Here is a 14,190-nt window from a genome sequence, read left to right as displayed (position 1 = left end):
ACTTACAAAAATGTAACATTTTTATAAGTATCTGTACATTTTACAAAAGAAGGATTATCTAGGTCATAGTAATTTCGAATAATTAAACATTCCATATTTCTAACAAAACTATGTCTACAAAAGCTATCGTCACATATTTATCATTAGGCATACTTCCAATTTTGTCAGCCGAGGCGCAGCAAGCTGTTCCTGATGCCAAATATGATGAGCCTCATCGTCTTCAATACCATTTTTCACCACCCAAAGGTTGGATGAACGACCCCAACGGTATGGTTTATTATCAAGGCGAATATCATTTGTTTTATCAGCACTATCCTGATAAAAATGTGTGGGGGCCTATGCACTGGGGGCATGCCATCAGTAAAAATCTGACTCATTGGAAAAACCTCCCTATTGCTTTATATCCCGATTCTTTGGGTTATATATTTTCGGGAAGTGCGGTAGTGGATTGGAAAAACACGAGCGGTTTTGGTAAAAACAATAAGCCTCCGTTGATAGCAATGTACACCTATCATAATATGGCTGGCGAAAAAGCAGGTGCCATAGATTTTCAAACACAAGGAATAGCCTACAGCAACGATAACGGACGTACTTGGACAAAATACGCTCAAAACCCAGTCATCAAAAACCCGGGCATTCGTGATTTTAGAGACCCAAAAGTGATTTGGGACGAGCAACATCAGCAATGGTTGGTAACGCTGGCTGTACAAGACCACGCAGAGATATGGACATCGAAAAACTTAAAAGATTGGAAATTGGCCTGTAGTTTTGGTAAAGAATGGGGTAATCATGGTGGTGTGTGGGAATGCCCAGACTTTTTCCAATTGCCAACTCCTGAAGGTAAAAAATGGGTGCTTATCATCAATATCAACCCTGGCGCACCAAACGGCGGTTCGGGTACACAGTATTTTTTAGGAGATTTTGACGGGAAAAACTTTATTCTTGATGATTCTATCAAACCTTATATTCAAAATAACCAAGGTTTGTGGATGGACTATGGTCGTGACAACTACGCAGGTGTAACTTGGTCGGATGTACCACAAAAAGATGGTCGTAGAATATTGATTGGCTGGATGAGCAACTGGCAATATGCCCAAAATGTGCCGACAGAAGCTTGGCGTAGTGCGGCTACACTCCCACGTGTATTGTCATTACAAAAAACTACCCAAGGATACCGCTTAATTTCTGAGCCTGTCAAGGAATTACAAGCCTTGAGAGTTCCTCAAAAAAGCTTTGTTTTATCACAAGCAAAAACATTAACCTCCGAATCGTGGACACCAAAGTTGGGTTTCAAACCGACTTTATCAGAACTAGAAATAGAATTTGAAAAACCTCGTTCAGGGAAAGTGTCATTAGTCTTTTCAAATACCAAAGGAGAAAAATACAGCATAGGATACGATAGTGAGTCTAATCAATTTTTCAGCGATAGAAGCCAAGCTGGTGACCATAGTTTTTCGAAAGAATTTTTTGAGAAAATAGATATTGCTCCTCGTTTTACCGAAAACAAAATGGTTAAATTACATTTGTTTGTTGACGTGGCTTCGGCCGAACTATTTGCAGACAATGGCAAAACTGTCATGACTGATATTTTCTTCCCAAGCGAAAACTTTAACCAATTTAGTATTCAATCCACCGAAGCAGGAGTAAAAGTAAAAACCTTGAAAATCTGGGCTTTGAAAAAAACTTGGTAACTTAAATATCTGAACTAAAGCTCAAAGTATCTCAACCTGACCCTTTCTCAAAAAGATAAGCTGTGTTTTTCCAAACATTGTTTATCTTTTTGTCATTTAGGGATAACGCATTTCTTCATCAATATGAAAAAACATACTTCTTCCCATTGCTGGCTTTTTGTACTGATTCTCTTGATTTGTAGTGCCTGCCAATCGAACGAGAAACAGCATTTTCGTATCGGTTTTTCACAATGTGGAATGGACGACCGTTGGCGTCAAGAAATGGTCGAAGGCATGAATAGAGAACTAAGCTTTTACCCTGAGCTGAGTATGATTTTGAAAGACTCCAAATGGAATAACCAAACACAATACGCTCAAATTGAAGAGCTTATCAACCTTCCTGTGGATTTACTCATTGTATCGCCCAACGATAGTAAGTTTCTAGAGCCTGCTATTTCCAAAGCTTATCAAAAAGGAATCCCCGTGCTGGTAGTCGATCGTCACGTTTTTTCGAACCAATATACGGCCTTTGTCGGGGCAAATAACTTTGTGGTAGGCCAGCATGCAGGCGAATATGCCAATATTCTCCTCAACGGGCATGGACGAGTAATAGAAATCGGATTTGGTCCAAGAACAACTCCTGCCATTGGACGTCATGATGGTTTTTATTCAGTGATTCAAAAATATCCTCGTATTCAATATGTTGATTATTTGAATAAAGATTGGGCTGATAAGGATTTGAAAGAAGCGCTGACCCAAAAACTTAAATCCAATCCCAATTTGACCGATTTAATTTTTGCTCATAACGACCGATGTGCTCTAATCGCCTATCATGTTTGTAAAGAATTAGGTATAGAAAAAAAGGTGAAATTCATTGGTGTAGATGGTTTGGTTGGTGATAATCTAGGGTTAGATTTGGTAAAAAAAGGTATCATCAATGCCACCATTCTGTACCCTACAGGTGGCGAAGAATCTATCCGTGTTGCAGCCAAAATCTTACGCAAACAAGCTTTTGAAAAAGAAAATCAGCTTTTTACAAGCGTTATCGATGCCCAAAATGTGAATATCATGTTGGCGCAACTCAACAAGTTAAAGGAGCAACACGCTGATATTGAGCGACAAGCTACTCGAATCAACGATTTGACCAAGATATTTTCTTCCCAACAAGCAGTTTTGTATCTATCCTTTTTCTTCTTGATTTTACTATTGCTACTGGGTGCTGTGCTGTTTTACCTTTTCAGAGACCGTCAGGAATCCAATGTTCGCTTGTCAGAGCAAAATGAGGCTATTTTGAATCAAAAAAATGAAATAGAACGTATTTCGCTATTGGCCAAACAAGCCACCGAAGATAAACTTCGGTTTTACTCCTATATCTCTCACGAGTTTCGAACGCCTCTGAGTCTTATTTTGACACCAACGCAAGATATTCTTCACCGAAAAACCTTAGATGTCAAAGAAACTAGACAAGCTTTTTTATTGATTCAGAAAAACGCAAATCGCCTTTTGAGGTTGGTCGATCAGTTGCTAGAATTAAGAAAAGTAGATTCTGGAAAAATGGAATTGAATCGTCAACAACATGATTTAGTGAGTTTTATCAAAGATATCGTCAACGATTTTCAGGTAAAAGCAAGAAGTCAACAAATTGATTTACAGTTTATTTGTCCATTCAAAACCTTGCCTTTTTCGTTTGATGCCGAAAAGTTGGACAAAGTCTTTTTCAATATCATATCCAATGCTTTCAAATACACGCCCGATGGTGGTGCTATCCACATTTCGTTATTAAAAAATGTGGAAAAGTTAGAAATTCTTATTGCTGACAATGGTATCGGGATGACCCAAGAAGAAAAAGAAAGAGCTTTTGATTTGTTTTATCGAGGTAATCAAAATATTTCGCTAGGAACAGGTTTGGGCTTGGCACTTTCTAGAGAATTTTTGACCTTACACCAAGGTGAAATCGAGGTAGAATCTCAGAAAGGGAAAGGGACAACCTTCAAAATAACTTTACCAATACTCGTTTCGGAAGACACCGAAGGCATTTCTCAGATGCCTCATTATACCAAAGAAGATATCGAACCTACGGTAGTGGTGGATACGCCCGCCGCAGAGCACCATGAAAATACGCTTGTTTTGATTGAAGACAACCCCGATTTGCGACTTTTCTTGAAACAAAAATTACAACAATTCTATAATGTCGTAAGTGTAGAAACTGCCGAAGCAGGTTGGACAGAAATACTGAGCAATATCCCCGATTTGATTATTAGCGATGTGATGCTGCCAGGCATGGATGGATTTTCATTGACACAAAAAATCAAAAATGATTTTCGTTCTTCGCATATTCCTGTGATTTTGTTGACAGCCAAAGGCCAAACCGAGAACCAAATCGAAGGAACTCGTGCAGGTGCAGATGCTTATATTCCAAAACCTTTTAATCAACAACTTTTAGAAGAAAAAATCAAAGGCCTCCTCGACAATCGTGATAGAATGCGTAGAAGATTTTCGGGAGAAATTACCAACCCTAGCCAAATCCAAAAAGGTGAACGAAAATTCTTAGTAGAGTTTGAATTATTACTAGAAAAACACCTCACAGAAAGTACCCTATCGGTCGAAAAACTCAGTCGAGAATTGGGAATGTCGAGGGTACAACTCTTTAGAAAAATTTCTGCTTTGACCAACAAAAATGTAACAGATTATATTGCCGACTTTAAACTCCTAAAAGCAAAAGCACTACTCAAAGAATCAGATAAAACCATCTCTGAAATCGCCTACGAACTTGGATTTAACAACCCTAGTTACTTCACGACTTTCTTCAAGCAAAAGACCCAGCAAACGCCATCAGAATGGAGAAATAGTTGATGTAACATTATTTGAATCTATGCAACATAAGCAATAAATTTATTTTTAAAAAATAATATAAATATCTCATTATCAATATATTAAACCAATGTATCAATTATAAAACTCTTTGAAAGAAAACTGACAATAAAGGCCTATAGTTTAGTCTAATTTTGGTTCATCAAAATTCAACAGTCTATCATGAATCAGAATTTAAAACTAGTATTATGGTCGTTGTCTGCTGCGTTAGGAGGCTTCCTATTTGGCTTCGACACTGCAGTTATTTCGGGCGTAGAACAAACCCTCCAACACCTCTGGAACCTCAATGTATTTGAGCATGGACTTACCGTTTCGATTGCTTTAATCGGAACCGTATTGGGTTCATTGTTGGGGGGTATTCCTGCACAACAATACGGTCGTCGTTTTACCTTATTATTAATTGCTATTTTTTACTTGGTTGCCGCTTTAGGTACTGCTTTTGCGCCCAATTGGAGTATCTTCTTGTTGTTTAGATTTTTAGGCGGGCTGGGCGTAGGGATTTCTTCGGTGGTAGCCCCTATGTATATTTCCGAAATTGCACCTCCTAGCAAAAGAGGTCGATTGGTTGCCATGTTTCAGTTCAATGTAGTACTGGGCATTCTAATGGCGTATTTATCCAACTTCCTTTTATCCGAAGTATTCACAGAAGCTTGGCGCTGGATGCTCGGTATTCAGGCTTTACCTTCCTTGCTTTTTATCGTAACAGTATTACTCATTCCAGAAAGTCCACGTTGGTTGGTATTGGTAAAAAAGGATTTTCAAACAGCCAAAACGATTCTTGAAACAATCGATACGCAAAATGCGGATAAGATTTTAGCCCAAATTCAAGAAAGCGCTCAGTCACAAGGCAAAAGCCAATTCAGCTTACTTTGGCAACCTGCTTATCGTCGTCCGCTGACCTTATCGGTACTATTTGCGGTGTTTAATCAAGTTTCTGGCATTAATGCTATTATTTATTTTGCTCCCCGCATTTTCGAAATGTCGGGACTGGGCAAAGACTCCTCTCTCCTATCATCGGCAGGAATAGGCTTAGTCAACTTGCTTTCAACGCTTTTAGGCATTGCCATAATCGACAAATTCGGACGCAGAGCGCTTATGCGTTGGGGTTCCATTGGCTTGGTAGTAGCCTTAGTATTGGTGGCACAGTCTTTCTATTTGGGAGGCAATAGCCTTTGGGTTCCTTTTTACCTCTTCTTATTTATTGGATTCTTTGGCTTTTCGCAAGGCGCTGTGATTTGGGTATTCATTGCCGAAATATTTCCCAACGAGGTTCGAGCGTATGGACAAGCCATTGGGAGTTTCACCCACTGGATATTGGCAGCCATCATCACCTTTACCTTTCCCTATTTGGCCGAAACCCTCGGTGGAGGCATCACCTTTAGCTTTTTTGCTCTGATGATGGTACTTCAAGGATTTTTTGCTTGGAAAATCATGCCCGAAACCAAAGGAACGAGTCTCGAAAATTCTGAAATAATCGTTTTAGCTCATTAAACCCTATTTCAAATGAAACAATTTGTATGCTTTGGCGAGATGCTTTGGGATATGCTTCCGAGTGGAAAAATCCCTGGTGGTGCTCCTATGAATGTAGCTATTCACCTCAAACATTTTGGTCATCAGGTATCCATTATCAGTCGTATCGGGAGCGATGACCTAGGCAAAGAGTTAATCGAATTTGTCAAAAGTAAAGAACTTAACTGTCAACTCATTCAACAAGGCAATACCCATTTAACAGGTGTTGTAAAAGTCAATATGGATGACAAAAGCAATGTGACTTACAAAATCGTCAAACCTGTAGCGTGGGACTACATCCAGTCTGAACCACTTGCCTTAGACACTGTTGTTCAAGCTGATTGTTTGGTATTTGGAAGTTTATCGGCCCGTTCGCCTCAGAGTTTTGAAACCCTAAAAGAGCTTTTACAAGTGGCCAAATTCAAAGTCTTAGATGTGAATCTCCGACCGCCGTATTATGATACAACCACGCTTTCGTATCTGATGACACAAGCCGATATGGTCAAGCTCAATCATCATGAGTTAGCCGAAATCTGCTCTTGGTTTTTTGTAGAAAATACTATTGAAGAACAAATTTCAAGGTTAGCGACGCATTTCCAACTCAAAACCATCTGCGTCACGCTGGGTGCCGACGGGGCTGTGCTTTATCATCAAGGTTTGTTTTATCAAAGCAAAGGTTTTCCAGTAGAGGTATGTGATACCATCGGTAGTGGCGATTCATTTTTGGCGAGTTTTCTTTCTAGTTTTTTACAAAATGACAACTACGAATATGCCCTACAAAAAGCCTGTGCAGTGGGAGCTTTGGTAGCTACGCATCACGGTGCTACGCCATTTATTTCTGAAGAAAGTATTGAAAAATGTTTAGCGAAAAAGGCGCAAACCAATAAAATAAATGTGACTATGTGATAGAGGACTAATGTATCTCTTCGACATAGAAACACTCGATGACTTTGTGCCTTTGCCACTTTGTCCCTCAAAAATCTTTAACTAATAAATCCTAAAATAATGAGAAAAAATTTATTACTCTTTTTCCTCTTGTCGATGTTGGGACTTTCCCAGCAATCGCTTGCACAACAGCGCAGTATTTCTGGTAAAGTCATTGCTGCCGACACCAAAGAAGCGCTCATTGGAGCCAATATCCAAATCACAGGCACTACTAAAGGAGCCTCTACCAATGCAGAGGGCTATTTTACGTTGACGGTTCCTGAAACAGCCAAAAGTTTGACGGTTTCTTATGTTGGTTATACCGCACAAACAGTTACTATTGGCACACAAAGCAGTTTGGTTATTGCCCTTGAATCTAGCAATCAGCTCAACGAAGTTGTTGTGGTAGGTTATACATCTTCACGCAAGCAAGACCTCACAGGCTCAGTTGCGGTAGTAGATATGAAGCCTATCAAAAACATTAGTTCGGGTAACCCAATGCAAGCCTTACAAGGTCGTGTGGCTGGTTTGTATATCGAAAAGGATGGCTCGCCCAATGGCTCAAACAGCCGTATTTTGATTCGTGGTGCCAATACCTTGGGCAATAATGACCCATTGTATATCATCGACGGTATTCCGACAACACGTCCAGAAGTTTTCCAAAACATTAGCCCAACCAATATCGAATCGGTACAGGTATTGAAGGATGCTTCGGCTGAATCTATCTATGGTGCTCGTGCGTCCAACGGGGTAATTATCGTAACGACTAAAAATGGTGGGGATACCAATGGAAAAGTAGAGTTTCAGTTCAATAGCAGTGTTTCTTTCCAATCAGAAAAAGCAATGCGCTTCAAAATGCTCAATGCCGTTGACCGCGGTAGAGCCCTTTGGCAGGCATCCATCAACGATGGACAAGACCCAGCTTCGGGATATGGGGAAATTTATAATTTTGATTGGAACAAAAACTTTAGCAATCCTATACTCAATAGCGTTACGCCAAAACCTTTCGTGGGCGGCGACCCAAACACACCCGTTGGCGATACAGATTGGCAGTCGGTAATGTACAAAATGGGCGTAGTAACTCGCAACGACTTTACTATTTCGACAGGTAATAAAACCTCATCGTTAGAAGTAAACTTTGGTCAGTTGAAAAACACAGGTATGCTTCGTTTTACCAATTATGACCGTTTGAGTGGAAGTATCAATGCCATGACTCGTGCCTTCAACGATAAAGTTCGTATTGGCTTAAACCTTCGCGTGGCTAATTCCAACGAAACCCTTACGGCTACCGACTTGGGTGGTGCAACTACTACAGGTTTGGCTGTGAGTTTGGTACCAACTATTCCTGTGTACCAAAAAGACGGTGTGACGTATGCGGGTGCATCAGGTGGGGGTTATTCTGACCGTAACAACCCACTCCACATGCAGGATATTGCGAAATGGAACAATGCTAATCGCTTGAGTACTTTCGGAAATATCTTTGTTGAAGTGCAACCTATCAAAAACTTGTTCTTCAAAACCAATTTAGGCGCAGATAACGCTAGTTACAAGAATAAGATTATTACACCAACTTTCTCAGAAGGTGCTTTTAACCGTACTACTAACAGTTTAACTTTTGACCAAAACCAATATTTGAGTTTAACTTGGTCAAATACTCTTCGCTATAACTGGGATTTGAATGACAAACATCAATTCAAATTCTTATTGGGTACAGAATATATCAAAACAACACTCAATACGCAATTCTTGAAAAAAGAAGGATATGCCTTACAAAACGAAGACTATTTTACTTTGAGTGCAGGTACTGGTAACACAACACTTACGGGTAACGTAACAGGTAATATCCTATTCTCACAATTCGGACGTGTAGACTATACTTATAGCGATAAATATCTGGCAGCATTGACAGTTCGTCGCGATGGTTCATCAAGATTTGGTACTGACAACCGCTATGGTATTTTCCCTGCGGCATCGTTGGGTTGGAAATTGGATAAAGAAGATTTCTTGAAAAATAATAATACTGTTTCTGAACTAAAACTTCGTGCAGGTATTGGTCGTGTAGGTAATCAACAAATTGGAGATATTGCTCGTTTTGGCTTGTTTGACACACGCTATGGTACTACCCAAGCCCAATTGGTAGGTGGTTTCTGGGAGCAGTATATGAACATCGGAACTGCTTATTCTTTGTCTGGAGCTAATACAGGTACTTTGCCATCGGGTTTTGTACAAACGCAAGCAGCCAACGCAGGTTTGAAATGGGAAACTACCGACGAAGTAAACGCAGGTGTCGACTTTGCCTTTTTGAATAATAAATTCTTTGGTTCATTTGACTACTTTACTCGTCAAACTACTGGTATCTTGATTACTCCTCCAGTAGCAGCAACATTAGGCGAAGGCCAAACCAAAGCGGTAAACGGTGCATCTAAATCAAACAAAGGTTGGGAATTGGTATTGGGTTATCATGGTGAAGTAAACAACGGTTTGAAATACAATGTATCAGCCAACTTCGCTCATTTTAGAGATAAAATCACTGAATTGCCTGAAGAAGTTCGCCCAGCCTATCCTGGCAACTTAGTAAGCACTATTATCGGACATTCACAGTTTGATATTTTCGGTTACAAAACTGCGGGTTTATTCCAGTCACAAGCTGAAGTAGATGCTGCGCCAAAGCAAGTTGGTGCTGCCCCGGGACGTATTCGCTATGTAGATATTAATAATGATGGTAAAATCGACGACCTTGACCGCACTTGGATTGGTACTACTTTGCCAGCATTGGAATACGGTATTCGTTTTGACATGACTTATAAAAACTTTGATCTGTCCTTGTTTGGTTCGGGTATAGCGGGACGTACAGGTTTTGATGTGTACACGACTTATAACAACCTTATGCGTAGCCGTGAAAACGTAGGCCCTGGGGTATTCGATGCTTGGACACCTCAAAACACCAATACAACAGTGCCAGCGCTTACCTTGAAGGACAACAACAACGAGACTCGTACTTCGGACTATTTTATGGTAAATACTTCGTACTTCAAAATGCGTAATGTTCAAGTGGGTTATACCCTTACACCGAAAGCTGTTTTCTCTAAGCTACGTGTGTATGTAATGGGCGAAAACTTATTCTGGTTCAAAAGCAAAAGCTACCAAGGTCCAGACCCTGAGCGTATCGACATCAACCCTGTACCCATTCCACAAACATTCACATTCGGTGTAAATGCATCGTTTTAAGGCAATAGGCTTTAGGCGATAGGCTATAGGCATCAATAGATATTTTATGGTAGTAAGTTAACATATAAAATTAAATTTTTCAGTCACAAGATTTCAGCTTTGGGTATTCGGCAAAACATCACTATCGTTACTAAAAATCATTTTAACACTCTTTGCCTTTTGCCTGTTGCCTTGTGCCTTCAACACAAAACTTAAATCTAATTTTGTTCACTTACTTATTGAAAGTACACTACGTAAATCATTTAGGCTGTAGTTATCATTGCTTAAAGCATACAGCTTACAGCCTAAAGCAACCATTGTAAACTCATGAAAAGAAAAATATTTTCCCTCTTATTTGTCACTGGCTTACTTACCATGAACTCGTGTAAAGATGCCCTTGATTATACACCAAAAGGTGTGTTGTCCTCATCTGATTTAACCTCTCCTACGGCTGTGGAAGGCTTAGTAACTGCCGCTTATGCCGCTATTGGCAATGGCGACATGATTGGTCCGATTTATAGTAACTGGGTCTACGGAAGTGTACGCTCCGATGATGCCTACAAAGGCGGTGGCGGTACAGGTGACGTTGGCGAAATCGATGCCATTGAGCATTATAATCTCGTTACGCCTTCTATCAATGCTTTTGTAACACGTACATGGCAAAATCTCTTTAAGTCGATTTCAAGATGTAATGTGGCATTGCGTGCAGTAAACTCACTTAGCGAAGCTAGCTATCCTAACAAAAAGACTCGCTTGGCCGAACTTCGTTTCTTACGTGCACATAGCTATTTTACAATGAAGCTTTTGTATAAAAATATTCCCATTTTTGACGAAAATGCTTCAGCAGAAGAAATCTTAAAGGTTTCAAATAACCTAAGTAATGAGGAATCATGGAATAAAATTGCGGCAGATTTTCAGTTTGCGATAGACAACCTTCCTTCTACTCAAGCAGAATTGGGTCGTGCCAATAAAGTGGCGGCTCAAGCCTATTTGGCAAAATTGCGTTTGTACCAAGCTTATGAACAAAATGAAAATCACCAAGTTGTAAACATCAATAAAACTCGTTTGCAAGAAGTGGTTACTTTAACACAAGCAGTAATTTCTTCAGGTAAATACAGTTTGAATAAAGATATTGCTGATAACTTTTTGGCAGAAACAGAAAACGGTTCTGAATCAATTTTTGCTATTCAGTTTACGATAAATGACGGTACGACTTCTGGACGCTTGAATTTTGAAGATGGGTTAAATTATCCTCACGGAGCACCTCAGTATGGCTGTTGCGGATTCCATGCGCCAAGTCAAAACTTGGTAAATGCCCATGCCACAGACGAAAATGGTTTACCAAAATTTGATACTTTCAACGATTCAAATATTGACTTGACAACCGCTACAGTCGACCCACGTCTTGACCACACCGTAGGTATCGATGGTCACCCGTACAAATACGATAACACCAAGCCATTCAGTAATAGCTGGGTGCGTGATGCTGGGGTTTATGGTAATTTTCACTCGATGCGTGCTCAACAATTAGCAAGTAGTTCTTCGTATTTCAAACTTGGGCCATTTATGGGAACTGCAAAAAACTACGATATTTTGCGCTACGACGATATTTTGTTAATGCAAGCAGAAGCCTATATCGAATTGGGACAACAAGCAAGCGCATTGCCTCTTATCAATATGGTAAGAAAACGTGCCGCAGAAAGTACTGGTAGACTCAAAAAGGCTGATGGAACTTTTGCTTCTAAGTATTTGGTAAAAGAATACACCACCACAGGCTGGACACAAGCTTATGCACGCAAAGCTTTACAGTGGGAACGTCGTATGGAGTTTGCTACTGAAGGTCCTCGCTTCTTTGACTTGGTTCGTTGGGGTATCGCCGAACCTACGTTGAATGCCTATATCAATAAGGAAAAAACCAGACGTACCTTCTTGAATACTGCCAAATTTACCGCAGGTCGTGATGAGTACTTACCTATTCCTCAAGCGGAAATTACCTTTACCAATGGTTTATACAAACAAAACCCAGGTTACTAAAGGTATTGTGTGAATTGGTGGTTGAGAAAATGAGTGATTTATCTGATTATAGGACAAAATGAGTAAGGGACATTCAGATGTTTGGACTTCACCACTGAATTTTATGAAAACAGTTTTAAACTGTTTAAAAGGTGAGTCCAAGACTAAGTCTTGAACTAGGAACGACTAGAAACTTCAATTTTGTCCAGTAAAGAGAAAATTCATATAAATTGGGAAAAATGGAGACTTTAGAGGGAGCGAGGGTTTTAAGCATTGGTTTGGCCACCTCCTTCTACTGTTCTTTTGTTTGATATTTCCCACAAAAAAGCCCTCAAGAAATATCTTGAAGGCTTTTTACTTATCTATCCCTTTTTACTTAAACAAATGATACAGGTCTCATTGTAGCAACCTAAACCATCAAACTAACTCAATAATACATTAACCTTAAAACACCAGAAATATTCTTAGCAACTTTCAACGTTTGTCTTGTATAGCCATATTCGTTGTCGTACCAAACATATAGCACAACGCTTTTTCCATCTTTTGAAACAATCGTCGCTCTACTATCAAATACAGATGGACTTGGGCTTCCGATAATATCAGAAGAAACTAACTCTTCGGACATAGAATACTGAATCTGCTCTACCAAATCACCTTTGAGTGAAGCCTTACGAATTACTTCGTTTACCTCCTCTTTTGTTACCGTGTGTCCTACTTGTAGGTTCAATACGGCCAAAGAACCATTAGGCGTTGGCACTCGAATAGCATTTCCAGTCAATTTGCCAGCTAACTCAGGAATTACTTTGGCAACTGCTTTGTCGGCACCTGTTTCGGTAATCACTAAATTTTGTGCTGCCGAACGACCTCTTCTTGATTTTGGATGATAATTATCCAACAAGTTTTGGTCATTGGTATAAGAGTGAACAGTTTCGATATGTCCTCTTTCTATGCCTAATTCTTGATGAATAACCGACAAAATCGGAACGATGGCATTTGTGGTACATGAAGCAGCCGAAAATATATTTTCACCTTCTTCATACGCCAAATTATTGACCCCAGCCACAATATTCGGAATATCGCCTTTGCCTGGCGCTGTCAATAATACTTTGCTAACTCCTTTTGCCAGAAGGTGTTTACTCAATCCCTCTCGGTCTCGTTTTACACCCGTATTATCAATCACCAAAGCATCATCAATATCATATTGTGTATAATCAATCGACTCAGGCGAAGAGGCATTAATCATTTGTACACGTTGACCGTTGATAATCAAGCAGCGATTTTCTTCGTCAACGGCAACAGTTCCAGCAAATGGCCCATAAATAGAGTCATTTCTGAGCAAATCAGCACGTTTGTAAATATCTTCTTCCGAACGGTCACGGGTTACGATGGCTCTCAAACGCAACTGTTCGCCTTTGCCTGCCATACTTACCAACATACGTGCCGCCAAACGACCAATACGTCCAAAACCATATAAAACCACATCTTTGGGCGTCAAACAAAGTCGATCTTTTCCAATAAAATCGCCCAACTTAGTTACGACAAATTGCTTGGCATTATCGTATAATACGGACTCTTGCAACCACTCACTTCCCAAACGCCCCATGTCTATGCGTGATGGTGAAATTTCTATCTCATGAATAGCCTGAGCCAATTCTAATGTTACTTGTACTGTAATAGGTTGACCAATAAAATTCTGTGCGTAATCATGTAAACTTAACAAGCCCGAAGAACTCACATCAAACATTTGGTTTCTAAAAAGTAGCAATTCTACCGATTTTTCAAACCAAAGTTTACCTACCACATTTACCAATTCTAAGGCTGCTTTTTCATCTTCAATCCAATGACTCAGTTCTTGTTCATAAATAGATTCTTGTATCATGATTTACTCGTTTCAAGGTTTGTTTTGTTATAAGAAAAGATTCGTGACAAATCTTGACACAAAAGTAAGATGGCGGAATATTAATTCTAAGCGAAATTTCGCTAAATATCTATAGGT

Annotated in this window: 7 protein-coding genes; 6 read left to right on the top strand and 1 reads right to left on the bottom strand. The window is 39.7% G+C overall.

Translation table 11 applies throughout. The features are described 5' to 3' along the window. Positions 1-110 precede the first annotated feature (110 nt). From ACOVQ4_RS10585 to ACOVQ4_RS10560, 6 genes are all read left to right on the top strand, one after another. The gene (locus ACOVQ4_RS10585) at positions 111-1,691 is read left to right on the top strand and encodes a glycoside hydrolase family 32 protein (RefSeq protein ID WP_421820613.1); all 1,581 of its coding nucleotides are present in this window, start codon (positions 111-113) and stop codon (positions 1,689-1,691) included. 123 nt (positions 1,692-1,814) lie between these two features. Further along, positions 1,815-4,523: a substrate-binding domain-containing protein gene (locus ACOVQ4_RS10580; protein WP_421820612.1), complete on the top strand. Its 2,709-nt coding sequence runs from the start codon at positions 1,815-1,817 to the stop codon at positions 4,521-4,523. A 180-nt stretch (positions 4,524-4,703) separates the two neighbouring features. Beyond that, complete coding sequence (locus ACOVQ4_RS10575; protein WP_421820611.1) at positions 4,704-6,032, top strand: sugar porter family MFS transporter; 1,329 nt, start codon at positions 4,704-4,706, stop codon at positions 6,030-6,032. A 12-nt stretch (positions 6,033-6,044) separates the two neighbouring features. Beyond that, positions 6,045-6,956, top strand: a complete 912-nt coding sequence (locus ACOVQ4_RS10570; protein WP_421820610.1) for a carbohydrate kinase family protein — start codon at positions 6,045-6,047, stop codon at positions 6,954-6,956. 99 nt (positions 6,957-7,055) lie between these two features. Next, on the top strand, positions 7,056-10,202 hold the full coding sequence (locus ACOVQ4_RS10565; RefSeq protein ID WP_421820609.1) for a SusC/RagA family TonB-linked outer membrane protein: 3,147 nt from the start codon (positions 7,056-7,058) through the stop codon (positions 10,200-10,202). Between the two features lie 306 nt (positions 10,203-10,508). Then, the gene (locus tag ACOVQ4_RS10560) at positions 10,509-12,215 is read left to right on the top strand and encodes a RagB/SusD family nutrient uptake outer membrane protein (RefSeq protein WP_421820608.1); all 1,707 of its coding nucleotides are present in this window, start codon (positions 10,509-10,511) and stop codon (positions 12,213-12,215) included. 406 nt (positions 12,216-12,621) lie between these two features. Here ACOVQ4_RS10560 and ACOVQ4_RS10555 read toward each other — a convergent pair whose 3' ends face one another. Beyond that, on the bottom strand, positions 12,622-14,073 hold the full coding sequence (locus ACOVQ4_RS10555; protein WP_421820607.1) for a glyceraldehyde-3-phosphate dehydrogenase: 1,452 nt from the start codon (positions 14,071-14,073) through the stop codon (positions 12,622-12,624). Positions 14,074-14,190 lie beyond the last annotated feature (117 nt).

Source organism: Flectobacillus sp. (genome assembly GCF_049240685.1).
Lineage (GTDB): Bacteria > Bacteroidota > Bacteroidia > Cytophagales > Spirosomataceae > Flectobacillus.
The sequence above is the reverse complement of the archived record's forward strand: the minus strand, read 5'-3'. Positions and strand labels throughout refer to the sequence as shown.